This window comes from Pseudomonas sp. D1-36 (genome assembly GCF_051132205.1).
In the GTDB taxonomy this organism is placed as follows: Bacteria; Pseudomonadota; Gammaproteobacteria; order Pseudomonadales; family Pseudomonadaceae; genus Aquipseudomonas.
On the sequence record NZ_CP071674.1, the window covers coordinates 935,385 to 958,165 of the forward strand.

18 protein-coding genes are annotated in these 22,781 nt (G+C 58.7%); 4 read left to right on the forward strand and 14 right to left on the reverse strand.

Features of this window, described 5'->3' with window-relative positions; translation table 11 throughout:
* Positions 1-271: 271 nt before the first annotated feature.
* Genes J3P76_RS04145 through J3P76_RS04160 form a run of 4 tightly spaced genes read right to left on the reverse strand, consistent with a single transcriptional unit; the run spans position 272 to position 3,738 of the window.
* Positions 272-1,429, reverse strand: coding sequence for an osmoprotectant ABC transporter ATP-binding protein OsmV (locus tag J3P76_RS04145; protein ID WP_434607804.1), 1,158 nt, complete (start codon positions 1,427-1,429; stop codon positions 272-274).
* The gene (locus tag J3P76_RS04150; protein ID WP_420765553.1) at positions 1,426-2,079 is read right to left on the reverse strand and encodes an ABC transporter permease; all 654 of its coding nucleotides are present in this window, start codon (positions 2,077-2,079) and stop codon (positions 1,426-1,428) included. The genes J3P76_RS04145 and J3P76_RS04150 overlap by 4 nt, the downstream gene beginning before the upstream one ends.
* Positions 2,080-2,094: 15 nt before the next feature.
* Positions 2,095-2,997: a glycine betaine ABC transporter substrate-binding protein gene (locus J3P76_RS04155; RefSeq protein ID WP_434607802.1), complete on the reverse strand. Its 903-nt coding sequence runs from the start codon at positions 2,995-2,997 to the stop codon at positions 2,095-2,097.
* A 24-nt stretch (positions 2,998-3,021) separates the two neighbouring features.
* Positions 3,022-3,738, reverse strand: coding sequence for an ABC transporter permease (locus tag J3P76_RS04160; protein WP_420765551.1), 717 nt, complete (start codon positions 3,736-3,738; stop codon positions 3,022-3,024).
* Positions 3,739-4,071: 333 nt separating this feature from the next.
* Here J3P76_RS04160 and J3P76_RS04165 point away from each other — a divergent pair, with 333 nt between their 5' ends.
* The 3 genes from J3P76_RS04165 to J3P76_RS04175 all read left to right on the forward strand — a co-directional run bounded on the left by J3P76_RS04165 (position 4,072) and on the right by J3P76_RS04175 (position 8,362).
* Positions 4,072-5,655 (forward strand): peptide chain release factor 3, encoded by a 1,584-nt coding sequence (locus tag J3P76_RS04165; RefSeq protein WP_434607800.1) that lies wholly within the window; start codon positions 4,072-4,074, stop codon positions 5,653-5,655.
* 425 nt (positions 5,656-6,080) lie between these two features.
* Positions 6,081-6,329 (forward strand): hypothetical protein, encoded by a 249-nt coding sequence (locus tag J3P76_RS04170; protein WP_434611663.1) that lies wholly within the window; start codon positions 6,081-6,083, stop codon positions 6,327-6,329.
* Between the two features lie 191 nt (positions 6,330-6,520).
* On the forward strand, positions 6,521-8,362 hold the full coding sequence (locus J3P76_RS04175) for a glycosyltransferase (RefSeq protein WP_434607798.1): 1,842 nt from the start codon (positions 6,521-6,523) through the stop codon (positions 8,360-8,362).
* Between the two features lie 165 nt (positions 8,363-8,527).
* Here J3P76_RS04175 and J3P76_RS04180 read toward each other — a convergent pair whose 3' ends face one another.
* Entirely contained in the window at positions 8,528-8,887 is a 360-nt protein-coding gene (locus J3P76_RS04180) for a DUF6124 family protein (protein WP_434607796.1), read from the reverse strand.
* A gap of 198 nt (positions 8,888-9,085) precedes the next feature.
* On the opposite strand from J3P76_RS04180, the gene J3P76_RS04185 reads away from it, so the two are divergent.
* The gene (locus J3P76_RS04185) at positions 9,086-9,337 is read left to right on the forward strand and encodes a hypothetical protein (RefSeq protein ID WP_420765549.1); all 252 of its coding nucleotides are present in this window, start codon (positions 9,086-9,088) and stop codon (positions 9,335-9,337) included.
* A gap of 221 nt (positions 9,338-9,558) precedes the next feature.
* Here J3P76_RS04185 and J3P76_RS04190 read toward each other — a convergent pair whose 3' ends face one another.
* The 9 genes from J3P76_RS04190 to J3P76_RS04230 form a co-directional block, all read right to left on the reverse strand.
* Positions 9,559-10,539 carry a peptide ABC transporter ATP-binding protein gene (locus J3P76_RS04190; RefSeq protein WP_030139820.1) on the reverse strand — a complete coding sequence of 327 codons (981 nt, stop codon included), beginning with the start codon at positions 10,537-10,539 and terminating at the stop codon, positions 9,559-9,561.
* The gene (locus tag J3P76_RS04195; RefSeq protein ID WP_420765548.1) at positions 10,539-11,507 is read right to left on the reverse strand and encodes an ABC transporter ATP-binding protein; all 969 of its coding nucleotides are present in this window, start codon (positions 11,505-11,507) and stop codon (positions 10,539-10,541) included. Before J3P76_RS04195 ends, J3P76_RS04190 begins: the two co-directional genes overlap by 1 nt.
* 10 nt (positions 11,508-11,517) lie before the next feature.
* Positions 11,518-12,429: an ABC transporter permease subunit gene (locus J3P76_RS04200; RefSeq protein WP_434607793.1), complete on the reverse strand. Its 912-nt coding sequence runs from the start codon at positions 12,427-12,429 to the stop codon at positions 11,518-11,520.
* A gap of 10 nt (positions 12,430-12,439) precedes the next feature.
* Entirely contained in the window at positions 12,440-13,450 is a 1,011-nt protein-coding gene (locus tag J3P76_RS04205) for an ABC transporter permease subunit (RefSeq protein ID WP_063322947.1), read from the reverse strand.
* A 76-nt stretch (positions 13,451-13,526) separates the two neighbouring features.
* Positions 13,527-15,122 carry an ABC transporter substrate-binding protein gene (locus tag J3P76_RS04210; RefSeq protein ID WP_434701579.1) on the reverse strand — a complete coding sequence of 532 codons (1,596 nt, stop codon included), beginning with the start codon at positions 15,120-15,122 and terminating at the stop codon, positions 13,527-13,529.
* A gap of 75 nt (positions 15,123-15,197) precedes the next feature.
* Entirely contained in the window at positions 15,198-16,634 is a 1,437-nt protein-coding gene (locus J3P76_RS04215) for an OprD family porin (RefSeq protein ID WP_434560673.1), read from the reverse strand.
* Positions 16,635-16,806: 172 nt separating this feature from the next.
* Positions 16,807-18,408: an ABC transporter substrate-binding protein gene (locus J3P76_RS04220; RefSeq protein WP_434560671.1), complete on the reverse strand. Its 1,602-nt coding sequence runs from the start codon at positions 18,406-18,408 to the stop codon at positions 16,807-16,809.
* Positions 18,409-18,708: 300 nt separating this feature from the next.
* Positions 18,709-20,334, reverse strand: coding sequence for an ABC transporter substrate-binding protein (locus tag J3P76_RS04225; protein WP_434607785.1), 1,626 nt, complete (start codon positions 20,332-20,334; stop codon positions 18,709-18,711).
* 255 nt (positions 20,335-20,589) lie between these two features.
* Complete coding sequence (locus J3P76_RS04230) at positions 20,590-22,191, reverse strand: ABC transporter substrate-binding protein (protein WP_434607783.1); 1,602 nt, start codon at positions 22,189-22,191, stop codon at positions 20,590-20,592.
* Positions 22,192-22,781: the final 590 nt, after the last annotated feature.

Below are 22,781 nucleotides of genomic sequence, written 5' to 3' on the forward strand. Positions count from 1 at the left end.
GGACCTGAGATCAACTAAAAATGTCGCGTTTTTGCACGCATCCGTCGTGCGGTCCGCGACAGCTCATGATGTAACCGACCTGCGTGACAGATTGACGTTCCCCTCGATCGGTTTTCGAGCTTGCTCAATATGGCTTTTGCCTTTGTGGCGAGGGAGCTTGCTCCCGCTGGGGCGCGCAGCGGCCCCAAAAAAGCGACGAGCGCTTCGCACTGGAGCGCCAGCCCGGTCAAGCGGGAGCAAGCTCCCTCGTCACAAAAGCAGTCGTGCTTGGTCAGACTGAGGCAGCCTCCGCCGGCGAGACAATACTGGTCTTGCCCCCACGGGACTTGCCGGAGCTCAGGTACTCGGCAATCGATTCCTGCGTCACTTCGCCGAGGAACACCCGCTCGGCGTCCATCACCGGCAGCCACGAGCGATTGAACTCGTACATGCGTGACAACAGGATCCGCAGATGTTCGTCGTAGGCGGCGGTGGCATTGAATTCCCGCAGGTACTGGCCGCAGGTTCCGGTCTGACGGTACAGGTCGCGGCGTCTTACATACCCCAGGGCCTTATTCTCGGCACAGGTGACCACCACGTAGCGCCGGTCATGTTCGTCCATCAGTTCCAGCGCCTCGGCCACCGGGGTTTCGGGGCTGACCGAGGGGGCGTTGTCCGCCGCGTCTTCGGCCTTGACCAATAGCAGGCGCTTGAGCGTGCTGTCCTGGCCGACGAAATTGCTGACGAACTCATCGGCGGGATGTGCCAGCAGCGTGTCCGGGTGATCGCACTGGATCAATTTACCGGCGCGGAAGATCGCGATCTTGTCCCCCAGCTTGATGGCCTCGTCGATGTCGTGGCTGACCATGATCACGGTCTTGTTCAGCGCCCGCTGCATCTCGAAGAACTCGTTCTGGATCATCTCGCGGTTGATCGGGTCGACCGCGCCGAAGGGCTCGTCCATCAGCAACAGCGGCGCATCGGCCGCCAGGGCGCGGATGACACCGATCCGTTGTTGCTGGCCGCCGGACAATTCGCGCGGGTATCGGTGCAGGTATTGCTTGGGTTCAAGCTTGATCATGCTCATCAATTCGCGGGCGCGGTCGTGGCATTTCTGCTTGTCCCAGCCCAGCAGGCGTGGGACGACGGTGATGTTTTCCTCGATGGTCATGTTCGGGAACAGACCGATCTGCTGGATCACGTAGCCAATATTGCGGCGCAGGGTCACCTCGTCCAGGCCGGTGGTGTCTTCGCCATTGATCAAGACCTTGCCCGAGGTCGGCGGGATCAGTCGGTTGATCATTTTCAGCGTGGTGCTCTTGCCACAGCCCGACGGCCCGAGGAACACGCAGATCTCGCCTTCGTTGACGGTCAGGTTCACCGAGTCCACGGCTTTCACATCCTTGCCGTTGCTCTTGAAGGTTTTGCTGAGGTTTTGTAATTCGATCATTTCAGTAATCCTTTCGGAGTCAACGAGCGTTGCAGCCATTGCAAAAGCAGGTCGGCGAAGATGGCCAGGAGGCTGACCAGCAAGGCGCCGACGATCAGCATCGACATATCGCTGCGGCTGATGGAAGCGAGGATGAGCACGCCCAGGCCACCGGCGCCGATGGTGGCGGCGATGGTCATGACGCCGATGTTCATGACCACGGCGGTGCGCACGCCGGCCAGGATCACCGGCACGGCGATGGGCAGTTCGACCATGCGCAGGCGCTGGCCGAAGGTCATGCCGATGCCGCGGGCGGCTTCGCGAATACCGGGTTCGACCCCGGTCAGGGCCAGGTAGGTGTTGCGCATGATCGGCAACAGTGAATAAAGAAACACCGCGGTGATCGCCGGCATCGGCCCCAGGCCTTGGCCGAACTTGGAATAGAACGGCAGCAGCAGCCCGAACAGGGCAATCGACGGAATCGTCAGCAGCACCGTGGCGCTGGCCTGCAACGGGCCGGCGAGCGCCGGGAAGCGGGTCATGAAAATGCCCAGCGGCACGCCGATCACGATTGCCAGGGTCACGGCGATGCCCACCAGGGTGATGTGCTGCCAGGTCAGGTGCAGCACCAGCGGCCAGTCCAGATGGGAAAAGGCGTCAAGAAAATCCATGGCTTTTCCTCCAGGTCATTGGGTTGAGAGCAGCGAATGCTGACGCAGGAAATCGGCGGCAACGGCGGAAGGGCTTTCATGATCCACGTCCACGCGGGCATTGAGCTGGCGCATGGTTTCGTCGTCGAACAGTTCGGCCAGGGGCTTGAGTTGCGCGGCCAGTTGAGGGTGCGCGTCAAGGAATGCCTGGCGTACCACCGGCGCGGCGGTGTAGTCGGGGAAGTAATGCTTGTCGTCTTCCAGCAGCTTCAGTTTGAAGGCATTCAGGCGCCCGTCGGTGGTGTACACCAAACCGGCGAAAACCTGGCTGTTGCGCAGCGCCGTGTAGACCAGGCCCGCGTCCATCTGGCGGATGTTCCTGCGGGTCAGGTTCATACCGTACTGCTTGACCATGCCGGCCAGGCCGTCGGAACGGTTGGCGAACTCGGTGTCCAGGGCAACCAGATGGTTCTCGTCGGCCTCGGCCTGCAACACCGCGTTCAACTGGCTGATGGAATTGATCTGCGGGTACTTCTTCGCGACTTTTTCAGGAAGGGCCAAGGCGTAGGTGTTGCTGAATTTCGACGGAGCAAGCCAGACCAGGCCTTTTTTCGCGTCGAGTTCTTTCACTCGAGCGTAGGATTGGGCGCTGTCGAGTTTTTCGGTGACATGGTTGTAGGCCACCAACGACACGCCGGTGTACTCCCAAAGCAAATCCAATTGCCCGGATTCCTGGGCGCTACGGGCCAGGTTGCTTCCCAGGCCGCCGGTGACTTGCGCGTCGTAACCTTTGTCACGCAGGTATTGCGCGGTGATTTCCGCCAGCAATGTCTGCTCGGTGAATACCCGGGCGCCGAGGCGGATCAGCGGTTTTTCAGCGGCTTGGGCAAACCCTGCGAACAGCAGCAGGCACCCCAGAATCAAGCTCATCTTCTTCATAACGTTTCCTTTATCCAGCCAGGCTCAGGACGGTCGTAGACCGCGTTCCAGCCAGAGGCGGCTGGCCAGTGTCACCAGCCCGTCGAGCAGCAAAGCGAGCAGGGCGGTGCAGGCTGCGCCGAGCAGCAATTGCGGCTGGTTGTTCAAGGCGATGCCGGGGAAGATCAGGCTGCCAAGGCTGTTGGCGCCGATCAGGAACGCCAGGGGCGCGGTGCCGACGTTGATCGCCAGGGCCACGCGCACCCCGCCGACTATGATTGGCACGGCGTTGGGCAATTCGACTTTCCACAACACCTGGCGCGCAGTCATGCCGATGCCGATAGCGGCTTCCTTGAGGGAACCCTGAACGTTTTTCAGGCCTTCATAGGTGTTGCGCACGATGGGCAATAGTGAGGCGAGGAAGAGGGCGAAGATGGCGGGCCCGTTGCCGATGCCCAGGACGCCTAGGGCGATGGCCAATACGGCCAGGGGGGGCACGGTGTTGCCGATGTTGAACACTTGCATGAAGCGTTCGGCACGCCCGACCATGCCGGGGCGGCTGAGGAGTATGCCGGCTGGGATGCCGACTATCAGGGCCGCCAACATGGATGCCAATACAAGCATCAGGTGCGCTTGCAGGTAAAACAGCAGATCGTCGCGGTAGCGTTGGATCGTATCGATGCCAATCCAGTGGACCAACAGGGCCAGGAGTGCGACGACGAACGCAGCCCCTGTCAGCCCTTTGCCATAGCGGATAGCCACAGGCGGACTCCTTTTTCTTTTAGTCGGCGCACGCTTTGCTCGGGCGGCAAACCATCATGGGATGCCGGGAAAACGTTCGCGAGAAGCAGCTCTTTTCGAGGCGGGTCAAAGGACCGTCGAAGCGAGCCATGGGCGCAGCCTCGTCAGGCTAACTTGCTGATTTTGCAGGCCCCGACGGTTGCTCATATCAGGGTTGTGGACGGCTCCACGCGGCAAAAGGTTCCCATGCTGGGCAGCATTTGGCCACCCTCGATGTGCTCAACGGTTCGGTTCCTGGCCCAAGTTGAGCTATAATCGCCGCCCTTTTTTGAATCACCTGCCAGGCGATTTCCCATGACCAAACAGGCCGCCGAAGTCGCGAAACGCCGCACTTTCGCCATTATTTCCCACCCCGATGCCGGTAAGACCACCATCACCGAAAAGCTCTTGCTGATGGGCAAGGCGATTGCGGTGGCCGGCACGGTGAAATCCCGCAAGTCCGACCGCCATGCCACCTCTGACTGGATGGAGATGGAAAAGCAGCGGGGTATCTCCATTACCACGTCGGTCATGCAGTTCCCGTATCGCGATCACATGATCAACCTGCTCGACACCCCGGGCCACGAAGACTTCTCGGAAGACACCTACCGCACCCTGACCGCGGTGGACTCGGCCTTGATGGTTCTCGACGGCGGTAAGGGCGTCGAGCCACGGACCATCGCGCTGATGGACGTCTGCCGTCTGCGTGACACGCCGATCGTGAGCTTCATCAACAAGCTCGACCGCGACATCCGCGACCCGATCGAATTGCTCGACGAGATCGAAGCCGTCCTCAAGATCAAGGCCGCGCCGATCACCTGGCCGATCGGTTGCTATCGCGACTTCAAGGGCGTGTACCACCTGGCCGACGACTACATCATCGTCTACACCCCAGGCCACGGCCATGAACGCACCGAAACCAAGATCATCCAGAAGCTCGACTCCGACGAAGCCCGCGCGCACCTGGGCGATGAGTACGAGCGTTTCGTCGAGCAACTGGAGCTGGTGCAGGGCGCCTGCCATGAGTTCAACCAGCAGGAATTCATCGATGGGCAACTGACCCCGGTGTTCTTCGGGACCGCCCTGGGCAACTTCGGCGTCGACCATGTGCTAGACGCCGTGGTCGACTGGGCCCCGCGCCCGCTGCCGCGCGTTGCCAACGAGCGCACCGTGGAGCCGGTGGAAGAGAAGTTCGCAGGCTTCGTGTTCAAGATCCAGGCGAACATGGACCCCAAGCACCGCGACCGCATTGCCTTCATGCGTATCTGCTCCGGCAAATACGAAAAAGGCATGAAGATGCGCCACGTGCGCACCGGCAAGGACGTGCGTATCGGCGATGCCTTGACCTTCTTCTCCTCGGAACGCGAGCAACTGGAAGAAGCCTTCGCCGGTGACATCATCGGCCTGCACAACCACGGCACCATCCAGATCGGCGACACCTTCACCGAAGGCGAAGCCCTGGGCTTCACCGGCATCCCGCACTTCGCCCCGGAACTGTTCCGCCGCGTACGCCTGAAGGACCCGCTCAAATCCAAGCAGTTGCGCCAAGGTTTGCAGCAATTGGCCGAAGAAGGCGCCACCCAGGTGTTCTTCCCGGAGCGCAGCAACGACATCATCCTCGGCGCCGTCGGCGTGCTGCAGTTCGACGTCGTCGCCAGCCGCCTGAAAGAGGAATACAAGGTCGAATGCTCCTACGAGCCGATCACCGTTTACTCCGCCCGTTGGATTGAATGTGACGATAAGAAAAAGCTCGAGGAATTCTCCAACAAGGCCGTGGAAAACCTTGCGCTGGATGGTGGTGGGCACTTGACCTACCTGGCGCCTACCCGGGTGAACCTGGCGCTGATGGAAGAGCGCTGGCCGGATGTGAAATTCCGCGCGACGCGGGAGCATCACTAAGCAGTAAGCGTTTAAAGCCAAAAGCTGTGGGAGCGAGCCTGCTCGCGAAAGCGATAGGTCAGCTTGCCTGGATGTTGGTTGTGCCGGCCTCTTCGCGGGCAAGCCCGCTCCCACAATGGTCTTGTGTCAGATCCTCGATCTCCCGGTCATCCATAGCCCCTGTGGGAGCGAGCCTGCTCGCGAAAGCGGTGGGTCAGGCTGCCTGGATGCTGGATGTGCCGACCTCTTCGCGAGCAGGCTCGCTCCCACACTGGGTTTTGGGTGTTAGTTGGTTTTGAAATAAGGCTTATTCGAAACCATTCTGTCGTGTGGGGGCATTTCTGGCGGTTCGGTGGCGTCTTATCTGGTGAACCGGGCAGTTCAGAACAAGATTTTCTTGAGCGCCGTCGGGCCCCGGCTTTATCCGGAAAAAGAAGGAATTGGTCATAAATAAGCTGCTACGCATGATGTTTTTGCTGAAGGTGTTGGTGATGCTGTCTCTCGGTTCAACGGTTGCCTGGGCTGAGTGCGATGAGCATGAAAAACATGCATCAAGCGGATCGGTGGCGCAGGGTGAGTTGATGCTTGCCGCGACCGATGCGGACGCAGGCGATCCGGACGATGGCGAGGATGATGATGGTTCGCCAATCGATACGCCGGATGATGAGGATCCGGAAGGCGATAGCCAGACGTAGATTTTTGACCTGAAGAAAACCCCTCCAGCCCCAACTGAAACTTAGTTGGGGCTGGAGGGGTTTTTTGTTTACTACTTGCTAATAACTTAGGCTGTCTACTGTCATCTTTGACAGTAGACAGCCCTATCCCGACGCGCATAGATTCGGCTCGACAAACGCTTCACATGTAATGTCAATACAGGGAGACGATCGTGGAGTCGTTATATTTTGCTGCCACACTTAACGTCTTAAGTGCGCTTATTCTTTGGGCCAGATATTCCTATGCCAAGCCGTCGGCATATTTTTGGAGTGGTCTCTGGATAACGAGTTTCATATCGAGTCTCATCTCAGTCGCCGTCGTTACAGGAGAGATGGAGGGGGCGTTGTTTTCTTTGCTAGGCGGAGTAGCTTTAGGGTTTTTAGTTCGTTTTTATATTCCAATTATCAGTCTGTTTGGTGTCGGGCTGCTGGTGGCTAGGTTTACTGTGCCTGTGGCTATCCTGATTTTTGTAAATCAAAAAATTCAGCAAGTGGAGTTGGGGATTTTACTTTGGGGTTGTATCTATGTTTTTCAGCTTATTTGTCTGCTCATCGCGGTATTTTATATGCTTTGCAGAGTGCTTGAAGACTTGCCGAGATTTACCATCAATTTTCCGAAGCGTGATGCTGCGCTGCAAAAAATAAGTATGGCCGATGGGCGGTGGAATCCGTTGATTTCCATACATGTTCCTTGTTATGCGGAACCTCCGGCTTTGGTTATTGCCACCCTAAGTGCAGTGGCGAACCTTGAGTATAATAATTTTGAGGTGTTGGTTGTTGACAATAACACAAAAGATCCTGAGCTTTGGAAGCCGGTTGAAAAATTCTGTACAAAACTAGGGCAACGATTTTGTTTTTTTCATGTCGATCCTCTCGCTGGTGCAAAGGCGGGCGCCATAAATTTTGCGCTACGTCACTCGAACGTCGACGCAGAAATTGTTTTGATTATCGATGCGGATTATATAGTGGACCCTGCGTTCATAAGGCGATATATCGCACTTTTTGAAGATGAAAAAACGGGGTTCGTGCAGACCAGTCATGACTATCGGGAGTGGCGGGGTAATCCGTTTTTATCTGGCGTTTATCATCACTATTTAATTGGCCATAAAACAGTACATCCTGCCTTGAACGAATACGGTGCCGGTTATTTGGTGGGTACGGTGTGTATGGTTAGGCGTCATTTGATTGAAGAACTCGGCGGGTGGGCAGAATGGGCGCTTACCGAGGATCTGGAGCTGGCCATGAGAATTATGGCTAAGGGATATACAGGGCATGTATTCAGCGACACATGGGGCAAAGGGCTTATACCAGAAACTCTGGACGGGATAAAAAAACAACAGTTTCGTTGGTGGGCGGGAGCCACCCAGGAGTTCAGGGTGAATTGGCGTCGATACCTTGGGCTGACTAACGAAAAAATGACGGTGGCTCAAAGAAGCTTGAGATTGTATACGACCTTTAAAGATTGTATCGGTGCGTGCGCATTTTTGGTGGATATATCTTTTTTTCTCGTTTGCGTCTTTCTGGTGTCGAGTTCGCAGGTATTGCAAATACCCCATGGTTTCTTGGGTTTGATTGGGGCGGCAGTGGTTGTAAAATTTCTTGAAATATGGATCGGCGTCAGAGAACTGGGGAGCAACGAAGTGCGTGATTATTTCATGACATTGATGCTCAAAGGTGCCCTGAGATGGGTGGGTGTGAAGGCGTTCATTTTACCTTTATTTAAACTCCAGATTTCGTGGGTTAGAACGAATAAGTTCAAACAATCCGGAAATTTTCTGCGAGGGGTTAAGTCGTCTTCGGTCGAAATTTTGATAGGGCTCATTTATCTCCTGTGTGCTCTGTTTCTCGTGCCTTTTGCACATTTCGTAGAGTTTGACCTCGTGGCGTTGGTGTCCATCTGGTTTTTTATTCAAGGCGGATCGTTCTTCTGTACGCTAGTCATGGCAATCGTTAGTGAGAGCGCATTGGATCAGGAGCGACTGGAATTAGCCAAGGTGACTGATAGCGAGGTGTGAGGATCTAGCGCTTGGCGCTAAGTTGACGCGCGGCTTGTGGGGGCGAGCTTGCTCGCGATGGCGGCGTTTTTCAAGGTAGTGGTTCAGCTTGCATGGACGGGCTGCCGGCCTTGTAGTCGAGGCGCCTACAAATGCCGGCCAGCCCTTTTGATGTGCGGCGAGTTGCTAGCGTGGATCGGCGATATCCAGCGCCCGATTCGCCAGTAGCTCACTCACCTCTGTCACTTGTAGGATCCCCATCGCAACATGCCGGCGAGAACCCTCAAGATCGAACGCCAAGTCGCTGATCATGGCGTTGGCGGAGGCCAGGTTTTCGCTGAGGTTGGCGAGCAGGCTTTCAGTATCGATGCTCTCGACGACAGTGAAGAGCTGCGCTGCTGACGGGGCTTTCTTGGCTTTGGCCTGTTCCGGCTTCAAATAATAATCGAGCGCCCGCTCAGTGGCTTCGTGGAATTTTTCCGGGGCGAGGCTTGAATAGGACGAGGTGGGGTCTGATTCTGGTGGGTTTTTGTGCCACTTCTCCATTCTTGATCACCCAAACCCAGGCAATGGGAAACGGCGATCAGCACCTTTTGTAATAAGGTTTATTCAAAACTTGTCTTTACGATGGCGGCATTTCTAGCTGTTTCGGGGCGTCCTATCTTGTGTGCTACTTTGTTCAAAATTAGCTTCCCTTAAGCGCCATCGGGCTCTGCTGTATCCGGATAAAGAAGGAATTGGGCTATGAATAAGCTGCTGCGCATGATGTTTTTGCTGAAAGTTTTGGTGGTGCTTTCCCTCGGCTCAACGGCTGCGTGGGCCGAGTGCGATGAGCATGAGAAACACGCCTCGAGCGGTTCGGTGGTGCAAGGCGAGATGATGCTGGCCGCGACCGATGCGGACGCAGGCGATCCGGACGATGGCGAGGATGATGATGGTTCGCCAATCGATACACCGGATAGCGATGAAGATGCAGAGGGCGATAGCCAGACGTAGATTTCTGACCTAAAGAAAACCCCTTCAGCCCCAACTGAGAGTCAGTCGGGGCTGGAGGGGTTTTTTATGCCAGATGTACTGCCCCCAAGGCGAAGATTCACCCCTGTGGCGAGGGAGCTTGCTCCCGCTGGCCTGCGCAGCGGGCCCAAGAAAGGGGGGCCGCTGCGCGGCCCAGCGGGAGCAAGCTCCCTCGCCACAAGAGCTTTATCTACCTTCTGCGTTTATGCAGCACCGTCGAGGAACCGCTCGGCGTAGTGACACGCCACCAACCGGTTATCCAACGGCCGCAACGCCGGTTCTTCAGTCTTGCAGCGCTCGGTCGCGTACGGGCAGCGCTTGTGGAAGGCGCAGCCGGACGGCGGGTTCAACGGATTGGGCAGTTCGCCGACGATTTTGATCTTCGGCTTGTTCGGGTCCGGGTGGATGGTCGGGGTGGCCGACAGCAGCGCCTGGGTGTACGGGTGCAGCGGGCGGCTGTAGATCGACTCGTTGGGGCCCATTTCCACTGGGCGGCCGAGGTACATCACCATCACGTCGTCAGCGACGTGCTGGACCACCGCCAGGTTGTGGGAAATGAACACGTAGGCGGTGTTGAATTCCTGTTGCAGGTCCATGAACAGGTTCAGCACCTGGGCCTGGATCGATACGTCCAGCGCCGAGGTCGGTTCGTCCGCCACCAGCACCTTGGGTTGCAGCATCATGGCGCGGGCCAGGGCGATGCGCTGGCGCTGGCCGCCGGAGAACATGTGCGGGTAGCGCTGGTAATGCTCGGGACGCAAGCCCACCTGCTTCATCATCGCCTGGACTTTCTCACGCCGCTCGGTGGCCGACAGGTTGGTGTTGATCAGCAACGGCTCGGCCAGTTGATCACCGATTTTCTGCCGCGGGTTGAGGGACGCATACGGGCTCTGGAACACCATCTGCACGTCTTTACGCAGTTGCTTGCGTTCGGCCTTGTTGGCGCCGGCCACTTCCTGACCGGCGATTTTCAAGGAGCCCGCGGACGGCTCTTCGATCAGCGTCAGAGCCCGGGCGAGGGTGGATTTGCCGCAACCGGATTCGCCCACCACGGCCAGGGTCTTGCCGGCCTCCAGTTCGAACGACACCCCGTTGAGGGCGCGCACAGTCGCATGGCCCTTGAACATGCCACGGGACACTTCGTAATGACGGGTCAGGTCACGGGCGGTAAGTACGACGGCCATCACGCCACCTCCTGGTTCAACGGGTAGAAGCAGCGGGCGAGGCTGTTGGTTTTCGGATCGAGGGCAGGGCGCTCCTGGCGACAGTTGTCGCGCACATACGGGCAGCGCGGCGACAGCAGGCAGCCTTGCGGACGGTCATAGCGACCGGGAACGATACCCGGCAAGGTCGCCAGGCGCTCGGCGCCCATGCTGTGTTCCGGAATCGCCGCCAGCAGCGCTTCGCTGTATGGGTGGGCGGGAATGTCGAACAACTGAGGCACCTTGCCCACTTCCACGGCCTGGCCGGCGTACATCACGCACACGCGCTGGGCGGTTTCAGCCACGACGGCGAGGTCGTGGGTGATCAGCACCAGGCCCATGTTCTGCTCTTTTTGCAGGGCCAGCAGCAGGTCCATGATCTGCGCCTGGATGGTCACGTCCAGGGCGGTGGTCGGTTCATCGGCAATCAACAACTTCGGCTCGCCGGCAATCGCCATGGCAATCGCCACGCGCTGGCTCATGCCGCCGGACAGTTGGTGCGGGTACGCGTCCATGCGGCTCGCGGCGCCGGGAATTTCGACTTTTTCCAGCAGTTCGATGGCGCGCTTGCGGGCGGCTTTGCCGGACATCTTCAGGTGCAGGCGCAGCACTTCTTCGATCTGGAAACCGACGGTGTAGCTGGGATTGAGCGCGGTCATCGGGTCCTGGAACACCATCGCCAGGTCCTTGCCGACGATCTGCCGACGCTGGCGGTTGCTCAGCTTGAGCATGTTCTTGCCGTCGAAGTTCAGCGCGTCGGCGGTGACGATGCCGGGGTGCTCGATCAGGCCCATCAGCGCCATCATGGTCACGGATTTACCCGAGCCCGATTCGCCGACGATCGCCAGGACTTCGCCTTTGTCCACGCTCAGGTCCAGGCCGTCGACCACCGGCACGGCGGTGGCGTCGCCGAAGCGGACGTTGAGATTCTTGATTTCTAGCAGTGACATGGGAATCTCCTCAGGCGGCATTCTTGAGTTTCGGGTCCAGCGCATCGCGCAGCCCGTCGCCCATCAGGTTGATTGCCAGCACGCTGAGCAAAATGGTCAAGCCAGGCAGGCTCACGACCCACCAGGCGCGTTCGATGTAGTCGCGGGCCGAGGCCAGCATGGTGCCCCATTCAGGGGTTGGCGGCTGCACGCCGAGGCCGAGGAAGCCCAGGGCGGCGGCGTCGAGGATCGCCGAGGAAAAGCTCAGCGTCGCCTGGACGATCAGCGGTGCCATGCAGTTGGGCAGCACGGTGATGAACATCAGGCGCGGCAGGCCGGCACCGGCCAGGCGGGCGGCGGTCACGTAGTCGCGGTTCAGTTCGCCCATCACGGCGGCGCGGGTCAGGCGCACGTAGGATGGCAGCGAGACGATGGCGATGGCGATCACGGTGTTGATCAGGCCTGGGCCGAGGATGGCGACGATCGCCACGGCCAGCAGCAAGGACGGCAGGGCGAGCATGATGTCCATCAGACGCATGATGGTCGGGCCGAGGATGCGCGGGAAGAACCCGGCGAACAGCCCCAGCAGGATGCCCGGGATCAACGACATCACCACCGACGACAAGCCGATCAGCAGCGACAGGCGCGAGCCCTGGATCAGGCGCGACAGCAGGTCGCGGCCCAGTTCGTCGGTGCCCAGCAGGAATTGCATCTGCCCACCTTCCAGCCAGGCCGGTGGCGTCAGCAGGAAGTCACGGTATTGCTCGCTCGGGTCATGAGGCGCGACCCACGGAGCGAAGATCGCGCAGAACACGATCAGGGTCATGAACATCAGCCCGGCGACGGCGCCCTTGTTGCGGGAAAACGCTTGCCAGAATTCTTTGTAAGGGGACGGGTACAGCAGGCTTTGATCGACTGCTACCGCGGTAGTTGGAGTACTCATGGTCTTGATCTCAGCGCTGGTGACGGATACGTGGGTTGGCAAAGCCGTAGAGGATGTCCACGACGAAGTTGACCAGAATCACCAGGCAGGCGATTAACAGGATGCCGTTCTGCACCACGGGATAGTCCCGGGCGCCGATGGCTTCGATCAACCACTTGCCGATGCCCGGCCAGGAGAAGATCGTTTCGGTCAGGACCGCACCGGCCAGCAGCGTGCCCACTTGCAGGCCGACCACGGTCAGCACCGGGATCAGCGCGTTGCGCAGGCCATGCACGAACACCACGCGCGACGGCGACAGGCCCTTGGCCTTGGCGGTGCGGATGTAGTCTTCGCGCAGCACTTCGAGCATCGAAGAGCGGGTCATGCGGGCGATCACCGCCAGCGGAATGGTGCCCAGCACGATCGCCGGCAGGATCAGGTGATGCAGCGCATCGAGGAACGCGCCCGGCTCGTCGGCCAGCAGCGTGTCGATCAGCATGAAGCCGGTTTTCGGCTCGATGTCGTAGAGCAGGTCGATCCGCCCCGACACCGGCGTCCAGCCAAGGGACACCGAGAAGAACATGATCAGGATCAGGCCCCACCAGAAGATCGGCATCGAGTATCCCGCGAGGGAGACGCCCATCACCCCATGGTCGAACAGGGATCCTCGCTTGAGTGCCGCGATCACCCCAGCCAGCAGGCCCAGGATACCGGCGAACAACAGGGCGGCCATGGACAGTTCCAGGGTCGCGGGGAACAGGGAGCTGAACTCGGTCCATACGCTTTCACGGGTACGCAGCGATTCGCCGAGATCGCCCTGGGCCAGTTTGCCGATGTAGTCCAGGTATTGGGCATACAGCGGTTTGTTGAGGCCAAGGCGTTCCATTGCCTGTGCATGCATTTCGGGATCGACCCGACGTTCGCCCATCATCACTTCCACGGGGTCGCCGGGGATCATGCGAATCAACGCGAAGGTCAGCAAGGTGATGCCGAAGAACGTGGGGATCAATAATCCCAGTCGGCGGGCAATAAAACTAAACATCTTCAGGTGTACCTCATCAGCCGGTTAGGCGTGCCCTTCGAGGCTTGGGGTCAAGCGTCGAAGGGCGTTTTCTTATCTACTTCACCTGGGTGGTGGCGAAGTTGTTGGTGGTGAGCGGGCTAATCACGTAGCCCTCTACGTTCTTGCGCATTGCCGTGAACATGCGGGTGTGGGCCATGCTGATCCATGGCTGGTCCTGGTTGAAGATCACCTGGGCCTGTTCATAGAGCCTGGCGCGCTCCTCGGGGTTCACTGTGGCGCGTGCCTGGTCGAGCAGCGCCTGGAATTTCTCGTTGCACCAGCGCGCGTAGTTTTCGCCGTTCTTGGCGGCTTCGCAACTGAGCATAGGCGTCAGGAAGTTATCCGGGTCGCCGTTGTCGCCCGCCCATCCGGCGGACACCATGTCGTGCTCGCCGTTTTTCGCGCGCTTGAGCATTTCGCCCCACTCCATCACGCGGATGTCGACCTTGATCCCGACTTTCGCCAGGTCGGCCTGCATCATTTGCGCGCCGAGCATCGGGTTGGGGTTGGTCGGGCCGCCGCCGTTGCGGGTGAACAAGGTAAACACGGTGCCTTCCGGCACGCCGGCTTCCTTGAGCAACTGGCGGGCCTTGTCGAGGTCGCGGGTCGGGTTCTTCAGTTCGTGATTGAAGCCCAGCAGTGTCGGCGGGTACGGGTTAACCGCCACGGTGGCGTTGCCCTTGCCGAACAGGGCGTTGACGTAGGCTTCCTTGTCGAAGGCCAGGTCGATGGCCTTGCGTACACGCACGTCGCTCATGTACTTCTTGCTGGTGTTCAGCGCGGTGTAGGAAACGGTCATCGCGTCCAGCTCGGTGACCTTCAGGTTCGGGTCTTTCTTGATGCTGGGGATGTCATCGGGTTTTGGGTACAGCGCGATCTGACATTCGTTGGTCTTGAGTTTCTGCATGCGCACGTTGTTGTCGGTGGCGATGGCCAATACCAGCGCATCGGCCGGTGGCTTGCCACGGAAGTAGTCCGGGTTGGCCTTGAAGCGAACCTGGGCATCCTTGCTGTAGCGCTGGAACACGAATGGGCCGGTGCCGATCGGCTTGCTGTTGAGGTCGCCGGCCTTGTTGGCCTTGAGCAACTGGTCGGCGTATTCAGTCGGGTAGATCGAAGAGAACGCCATGGCGATGTCGGCCAGGAACGGCGCTTCGCGGCGGGTCAAGGTGAACTTGACCGTGTGCTCGTCGACTTTCTCGACGTTTTTCAGCAGCTCCTTGAAGCCCATGCTTTCAAAGTACGGGAAGCCCACGCTCGACAGTTTATGCCACGGATGATTCGGGTCCAGCTGGCGCTGAAAGCTCCAGACCACGTCGTCGGCGTTCATGTCGCGGGTCGGCTTGAAGTAATCGGTGGTGTGGAACTTGACGCCCTTGCGCAGGTGGAAGGTGTACGTCAGGCCATCGTCGCTGATGTCCCAGGATTCGGCCAAGGCCGGAATCACTTCGGTGGTGCCGGGCTTGAAATCAGCCAGGCGATTGAAAATGGTTTCCGCCACGGCATCGGCGGTGACTGCAGTCGTGTACTGGACCATGTCGAAGCCTTCCGGACTGGCTTCTGTGCAAACCACAAGGGGTTTGGCCGTGGCGCCAACGGCGACACTCAGCAGCGCGGCGGCGATGGCGGCGCGTAGGGGGTTCATGTTCATCGTCAATCCTCTGCAATCGGGTAATTGGCAAAAGACCGGGCGGGCGACCTTATGAGTCGACCGCCCGGTGGCAGTTTAGAGAATGTTGAACGGGATGGTGGTGACCAGACGGAATTCATTGATGCTGCCGTCGGCCTGGTTCTCGCTGGCGCGGTGAGCGGTGTAGGTCGCACGAATCGCGGTGGCCTTCAACGGACCGCTCTGCACGGCGTAGGAAGCACCGATGCCGTACTCGTAGTGATGTTCACCGTCCATGGCCTGGACGCCGTCGTAACCCTTGCCAACTACGCCTTTGTTACCGGTGTAGTGAGTGCCATCGATACCCCAGCCGCGGGCTTGGTAGACGTTGAACTTCAGGCCCGGCACGCCGTACTCGGCCATGTTCAGGCCATAGGCGATCTGGAAGGATTTCTCGTTCGGGCCGTTGAAGTCCGACAGCAGGGAGTTGGCCAGGTAGATGCCGTTGGTTTCGTGCAGGTAGTCGAAGTACTCGTCGCCATTGATTTCCTGGTACGAGAAGGTCACGGTATGAGCCTGGTGAGTCAGGCCGAACGACAGCGAGTAGGTATCGTTGTCGATATCGCCCAGCAGGGCAGAACCCGAATCGACGGTCTTATAGTAGTTCAGGCCAGTGGTCAGGCTCAGTACCGAGCTGTCGCCAAGCACGTGGCTGGCGCCGAAGTAGTACTGGTTCCACAGGTCTTCGGCCTGGGTGCCCCACAGGCTGGTGGTCAGGCTGGCGAGCGGCTGGTAAGTGATACCGGCGGTATTTACATGGTCGGCTTCAGCCGAGGAGTTACCGTATTCGGAGCGGAACTTGCGCTGGCTCTGTTCGGTACGAGGCGAGTTGCGATCGAAGGTGCCGATATCGAAAGACAGGTTCTCCAGCTCTTCGCTGTGCAGGCTCACACCTTCGAAGCTCGAAGGCAGGGCACGGTTGCCGATCACATCGACCATCGGGCTGCTGAAATTCTGGCGACCTGCAGTCAGGGTAGTGTTCGAGACACGGGCCTTGACGTTGGCCAGGCCCAGCTTGCTCCACTGGTCGACAGCATCGCCGCCACTCTCAGTCAGGGTACGGTTGTTTCCGCGGCCGCCTCGTCCTGGCTCTGGAGCGCCACCATTGGCCGATGCCAGATTCTTGCGGTCGCGCTCCAGCGCGATAGCGTTGTAGGCAGCCACTTCGGTACTGAAGCCAACAGTGCCCTCGGTGAAGCCCGAGTTGTACTTGATGATGGTGCCTTGCATCCAGTTGATGCGGCGATCAGTTGGAGCCAGGGCGCCGTTCTTCTGATACGAGAATTTTGCGCCACGCTTGAGTTGTTCGTTGGAGTACCAGTTACGGGTACTGCCCTCAAGCTTTTGCCCTTCAATAAAGCCCTTGGCTTCGGATTGAGCGCTGCTGGTCTTGACCGTCACCGGCGTAACCGCCTGGCTCTGGGACTCTGCATAGGCCGTCGCGGTGATGCTGCTGATGGCCAAGGCCAGTATCGCGGTGCTGCTCAGTTTCATCGGTAACGCTCCTTTTTCTTTCTTTTTTATGCCGTTCTTTTTTGGTGATACGGCTATTTGGTTTACAGCTCATTTGCAGCGTGCAAACGTTTGCCTGGCGCCGGATCGGCGAATTACGGCAAGACGTCTGCGTGAGGGCTTCCAGGAAAGCCCTCGCTGTGCGGCGATACGGTTATGGGTTCAGGCTGACGCCCGAGAAGACGTTGCGACCGAAGGGGCTGACTTTGAACCCTTCGACTTTGGCGCTCAGCGGCTGGTTGACCGTCGAGTGGGCAACAGGGGTGATCGGCACTTGCTGCTTGAGCAACTGCTGGGCCTGTTTGTAGAGCACGGTGCGCTTTTCGCGGTCGGTGACGATCTTGGCCTGCTTGATCAGCTTGTCGTAATCCTGGTCACACCACATGGAGTAGTTGTTGCCACCAATGGCGTCACAGCTGTATAGCGTGCCCAGCCAGTTGTCCGGGTCACCGTTGTCGCCGGTCCAGCCGATCAGGCTGATGTCGTGCTCGCCGTTCTTGGTGCGCTTGATGTACTCGCCCCATTCATAGCTGACGATCTTCACTTTCAGGCCGATTTTCGCCCAGTCGGCCTGGAGCATCTCGGCCATCAGCTTGGCGTTGGGGTTGTACGGGCGTTGCACGGGCATGGCCCAGAGGGTGATTTCGGTGCCTTCCTTGACTCCGGCGGCCTTGAGCAGCTCTTTGGCTTTTTCCGGGTTGTAAGGCGTGTCCTTGATGGTCTCGTCGTAGGACCATTGGGTCGGTGGCATGGCGTTCTGCGCCAGTTGCCCCGCGCCCTGGTACACCGCGTTGAGAATCCCTTGCTTGTTCACCGCCATGTCCAGCGCACGGCGCACTTCGACCTGGTCGAAGGGTTTGTGGCGAGTGTTATAAGCGATGTAGCCGAGGTTGAAGCCGGGCTTCTCGATCAACTGCAGCTTGGGATCGTTTTTCAAGGCGGGCACGTCGGCAGGACGCGGATGCAGCGTGACCTGGCATTCGTTGGCCTTGAGTTTCTGCACCCGCACCGACGCATCGGTGTTGATGGAGAAGATCAGGTTTTTCAGCTTCACCCGCTCCGGTGCCCAGTACTTGTCGTTGGCGACGTAGCGAATGTTGGAGTCTTTCTGGTAGCTCTTGAACTCGAACGGCCCGGTGCCGATCGGCTTTTGGTTGATATCGCTCGGCTTGCCGCCCTTGAGCAACTGGTCGGCATATTCAGCCGACAGGATCGAGGCGAAGCTCATAGCGATGTTCTGGATGAACGCGGCGTCGACGCTGTTCAGCGTCATGACTACCGTCAGCGGCCCGGTCTTTTCTACCTTGGCGATGTTCTTGTTCAGGCTCATGCCGTTGAAGTACGGGAACTCAGTGGGGTAGGCCTTGCGGAACGGATGCTGCGGGTCAAGCATGCGGTTGAAGGTGAACAGCACGTCGTCGGCGTTGAAATCCCGGGTCGGCTTGAAGTAATCGGTGGTATGAAACTTCACCCCTTCGCGCAGGTGGAAGGTGTACTTCAAGCCGTCTTCGGAAATGTCCCAGCTTGTTGCCAGGCCCGGGACGACATTGGTCGCGCCTTTTTCAAACTCGGCCAGGCGGTTGTACAGCGGCTCGGCGGCGTCGTTATCAGTGGCGGTGGTGTATTGCGCGGTGTCGAAACCGGCGGGGCTGCCTTCGGAACAGAACACCAGGCTGCCGCCGGCGGCCTGGGCTGCGGATGTGGCGGCCAGCAGGCCGGTGCCCAGCAATGCGGATAAAACCAAGGTATGGCGCATGACGCTCCCTCTCTCGTTCGGGGTGTTTGTCAGCGAACCGGCGTCCTTCTTCGGGGACAGGTCCGGGGCACTGGGCTCATTCCATTGCGTAAAACAGCGATGCCACAGCATTAGCAAACCGGTAGCCCGACGGTATGAGTCGTGGGCGAGGCGGTAAATGCGTAACGCCTGAAAGACATGTGGGAAAAGGCGATGCCCTCTCGGCTACCGCTGTGTGCGGTGCTTCCAAAGGCAGGCGGTTTCCTTGGGTCTTGGCGGATAGCACAACGGCGACGTTGAAAGCGCCGCCGTTGCCTATCGTTATTTGCTGACGCTGACGCCGTAGAAGGAGTTCAAGCCAAATGGGCTGATCTTGAAGTCCTGCACGTTGGCGCGCATGGGTTGATACACCGTCGAGTGAGCGATAGGTGTCATCGGCACAGCATCCTTGAGGACGTGTTGTGCCTGTTTGTAGAGGTCGGTGCGCTTGGCCTGGTCGGTGGTGCGCTTGGCTTCTTTCACGAGGCCGTCGAACTTCTTGTCACACCATTTGGAAAAGTTGTTGCCTTGCAGCGAGTCGCAGCCGAACAGCACGTTGAGCCAGTTGTCCGGGTCACCGTTGTCACCGCTCCAGCCAATGATCATGGCCTGGTTCTCGCCACCTTTGGAACGCTTGATGTACTCGCCCCATTCGTAGCTGGTGATCTTGACCTTCAGGCCGATCTTGGACCAGTCATTCTGCAGCATTTCCGCCATCAGTTTGGCGTTCGGGTTGTACGGACGCTGAACCGGCATGGCCCACAGAACGATCTCTGTGCCTTCTTTGACGCCGGCTTCCTTGAGCAGCGCCTTGGCTTTCTCTGGGTCGTATTTGGCATCTTTGATGGTGGTGTCGTAGGACCACTGGGTCGGTGGCATGGCGTTGACCGCCAGCTGGCCCGCTCCTTGGTACACAGAGTCGATGATCTGTTGCTTGTTCACAGCCATGTCCAAGGCTTGACGAACTCGAAGGTCAGCCAGTGGGTTGGGCTTGTCGTCGCCTTTGACTTTGTCCATCACGTTGTAAGCTACATAACCCAGGTTGAAACCCGCCTGGTCAGGCATCTTCAGCGCTTTGTCGTCCTTAAGGGCCTGGAGGTCGGCCGGGCGTGGGAAGAGAGTGATCTGGCACTCGTTCTTCTTCAATTTCTGGATACGCACCGACGGGTCGGTGGTGATGGCGAAGATCAGGTTGTCGATCTTCACGTCTTCAGGCTTCCAGTATTCCTTGTTGCCTGTGTAGCGGATGTTGGAATCTTTCTGGTAGCTCTTGAACACGAACGGGCCGGTGCCGACCGGCTTCTGGTTGATGTCCGGGGCCTTGCCTTCCTTGAGCAGTTGGGCGCTATATTCGGCGGACTGGATCGAGGCGAAGCTCATGGCCATGTTCTGGATGAACGCGGCGTCGACATCTTTGAGGGTGAACTTGACGGTGTGGTCGTCGACTTTATCGATCTTGGTGATGTTGGTGTCCATCCCCATGTCGGTGAAGTACGGGAATTCGGTTGGGTACGCCTTACGGAACGGGTCGTCCTTGTTGATCATGCGATTGAACGTGAACAGCACGTCGTCGGCATTGAATTCACGGGTCGGCTTGAAATACGGGGTGGTGTGGAACTTGACGCCTTCACGCAGGTGGAACGTATAGGTGAGGCCGTCTTCGGAGATGTCCCACTTGGTGGCCAGGCCAGGAATCACGGCGGTGCCGCCGCGCTCAAACTGGGTCAGGCGGTTGAACATGGTTTCTGCAGAGGCATCGAAGTCGGTTCCGGTGGTGTACTGACCGGGGTCGAAACCGGCCGGGCTGCCTTCGGAGCAGAACACCAGGTTAGTCGCGGCGGAAGCGAAAGGAGCGCTGGCTAACAAGCCTGCACCGACTAAAAACGGAATGACCGCGTGTTTAAGCATGTTGGCCTCATGATTTGTTGTCATTTTTGGATTTGAGGGCGACCTCGTGAGTCGTCCTGCGGATACTTATGCAGGCCCCATACCCAATGCAAGATCTAGAGCGGTTTCAACTCTGAAACAGTGGCACGAACGTACCTTAATGTCGCATCTTTGTAACTTTTGACGCATTTGATCGTTTGCGCAGGTTTTTTTGGGGCAAAAGGCGCCCGCTGGCGGTGCGGCGCAGGGCTGCTGCGCACCGCCATGGGGCGGGTTTTACTTGTTCAAACCCACGCCGTAGAAAGGTGTCAGGCCAAACGGGCTGAGTTTGAAATCCACCACTTCCTTGCGTATCGGCTGGAACACCGTTGAGTTGGCAATGGGTGTGATGGGCACCTGCTGCTTGAGGATTTTCTGCGCCTGCTGGTACAGCTCGATCCGTTTTTGCCGGTCGGTCGCGACCTTGGCCTGCTGGATCATCCGGTCATAGGCCGGGTCGCACCACTTGGCGTAGTTGCTGCCCTTGACCGCCGCGCAGCTATAAAGCACGCCGAGCCAGTTGTCCGGATCACCGTTGTCGCCGGTCCAGCCATAGATCATTGCGTCATGCTCGCCGTTCTTGGCGCGCTTGATGTATTCGCCCCATTCGTAGCTGACGATGTTCGCCTTGATACCAATCTTGGCCCAATCCTGCTGGATCATTTGCGCCGACATCCGCGCGTTGGGGTTGGAGGCGCGCTGCACCGTCATCGCCCATAAATCAATGGTTGTACCGGGCGCAACCCCGGCTTCCTTGAGGAGCGCCTTGGCCTTGGTCACGTCATGGGGCGCGTCCTGGATCGCAGGGTCGAACGACCATTGGGCCGGTGGCAAGGCGTTTTGCGCCAGTTGCCCAGCGCTCTGGTACACCGCTTTGATGATCGCTGGCTTGTCGATGGCCATGTCCAGCGCCTGACGGACCTTGAGCTGGTCCAGCGGCGGGTGCGTCACGTTGTAGGCCAGGAAGCCCAGGTTGAAGCCGGGCTGCTTGAGCACCTGCAGGTTCGGGTCTTGCTCCATCACTTCGATATCGGCCGGGCGCGGATAACCGCTGACCTGGCATTCGCCACGCTTGAGCTTTTGCAGGCGTACGGCGGCGTCCGGGGTGATGGAAAAAATCAGGTTGTCGAGCTTCACGTCCTCGGGTTTCCAGTACGCGGTGTTGGCGACGTAGCGGATCTGCGAATCCTTCTGGTAGCGCTTGAACACGAACGGCCCGGTGCCGACGGGTTTCTGGTTGAGGTCGCCGGCCTTGCCTTCTTTCAACAATTGCGCGGCGTATTCGGCCGATTGCACCGAGGCAAAACTCATCGCCAAATTTTGCACGAACGCGGCGTCGACGTTATTGAGGGTGAAGCGGACGGTGTGCTCGTCGACCTTCTCGACGCTCTTGATCGTGGTGTTCAGGCCCATGTCGGTGAAATACGGCGATTCGGTGGGGTAGGCCAGGCGGAACGGGTGTTGTGAGTCGAGCAGACGCTGGAAGGTGAACAGCACGTCGTCGGCGTTGAAGTCGCGGCTCGGGGTGAAGAAGTCGGTGGTATGAAATTTCACACCCTCGCGCAGGTGGAAGGTGTAAGCCAGGCCATCGGCGGATACGTCCCAGCTTGACGCCAACCCGGGCTCGACCTCGGTGCCGCCGCGCTTGAACTGGGTGAGGCGGTTGAACACGGTTTCGGCCGAGGCATCGAAGTCGGTGCCGCTGGTGTATTGGCTGGGGTCGAACCCGGCGGGGCTGGCTTCGGAGCAGTAGACCAGGGTGGTGGCGGCTTGGGCCATTGGGGCGCTGCTGATCAGGGCCAGCGCGAGCAGGAGGGGCTTGAAGGTGGTTCTGTCCATGAAATCCCTTGGGGGCGGTGAGGTTTTCAGGAGAGTAGCGTTGCGGGTGGGGGTGGGGGAAATATCGAAAAGTGAGGGGGACCGTGGGGTTTGGGTATAGCGTTTCTCCCGGGTCGTACACCTGTCAGGTCTGTGGGAGCAAAGCTGAACTGGTAGTCGACCTGGCTCTCCCGGTCATACCCAATCCATTTGTGGGAGCGAGCCTGCTCGCGAAGGCGGCCTTGTAGCCTGCCTATCTTTTCACGGATGTACCCGATCAGTTGTGGGTGGGTTTGTTCGCGAAGGTCACCTGAAGGCCCAGGTGTGAAGGCTGTACATTTCATGCCTGAGAAAAACATTTTGACTTTTCAAGGAGGCCTAATCTTTCGCTGTCCACGTTCCATAAAACGTGGCCAGTTCTCTCGTGCTGCTTTTGGAAATGTCAAAACTATTGTGCGACTCCGTTCCGAGAAGACCCCAGCAGAGGTCGAAGCAATATGCCTATGTCCCGCCGACCACCAAACCTGTGGCGAGGGAGCTTGCTCCCGCTGGGGCGCGAAGCGGCCCCAACAGCAGCGACTGCATCCATCTGATACACCTAGGTGTCTGGT

Bases quoted from the DNA above. Each gene is read 5' to 3' on its own strand.
- J3P76_RS04145 (WP_434607804.1), bottom strand. From the start codon at position 1,429: ATGATCGAATTACAAAACCTCAGCAAAACCTTCAAGAGCAACGGCAAG.
- J3P76_RS04150 (WP_420765553.1), bottom strand. From the start codon at position 2,079: ATGGATTTTCTTGACGCCTTTTCCCATCTGGACTGGCCGCTGGTGCTG.
- J3P76_RS04155 (WP_434607802.1), bottom strand. From the start codon at position 2,997: ATGAAGAAGATGAGCTTGATTCTGGGGTGCCTGCTGCTGTTCGCAGGG.
- J3P76_RS04165 (WP_434607800.1), top strand. From the start codon at position 4,072: ATGACCAAACAGGCCGCCGAAGTCGCGAAACGCCGCACTTTCGCCATT.
- J3P76_RS04180 (WP_434607796.1), bottom strand. From the start codon at position 8,887: ATGGAGAAGTGGCACAAAAACCCACCAGAATCAGACCCCACCTCGTCC.
- J3P76_RS04185 (WP_420765549.1), top strand. From the start codon at position 9,086: ATGAATAAGCTGCTGCGCATGATGTTTTTGCTGAAAGTTTTGGTGGTG.
- J3P76_RS04190 (WP_030139820.1), bottom strand. From the start codon at position 10,539: ATGGCCGTCGTACTTACCGCCCGTGACCTGACCCGTCATTACGAAGTG.
- J3P76_RS04195 (WP_420765548.1), bottom strand. From the start codon at position 11,507: ATGTCACTGCTAGAAATCAAGAATCTCAACGTCCGCTTCGGCGACGCC.
- J3P76_RS04200 (WP_434607793.1), bottom strand. From the start codon at position 12,429: ATGAGTACTCCAACTACCGCGGTAGCAGTCGATCAAAGCCTGCTGTAC.
- J3P76_RS04205 (WP_063322947.1), bottom strand. From the start codon at position 13,450: ATGTTTAGTTTTATTGCCCGCCGACTGGGATTATTGATCCCCACGTTC.
- J3P76_RS04210 (WP_434701579.1), bottom strand. From the start codon at position 15,122: ATGAACATGAACCCCCTACGCGCCGCCATCGCCGCCGCGCTGCTGAGT.
- J3P76_RS04215 (WP_434560673.1), bottom strand. From the start codon at position 16,634: ATGAAACTGAGCAGCACCGCGATACTGGCCTTGGCCATCAGCAGCATC.
- J3P76_RS04220 (WP_434560671.1), bottom strand. From the start codon at position 18,408: ATGCGCCATACCTTGGTTTTATCCGCATTGCTGGGCACCGGCCTGCTG.
- J3P76_RS04225 (WP_434607785.1), bottom strand. From the start codon at position 20,334: ATGCTTAAACACGCGGTCATTCCGTTTTTAGTCGGTGCAGGCTTGTTA.
- J3P76_RS04230 (WP_434607783.1), bottom strand. From the start codon at position 22,191: ATGGACAGAACCACCTTCAAGCCCCTCCTGCTCGCGCTGGCCCTGATC.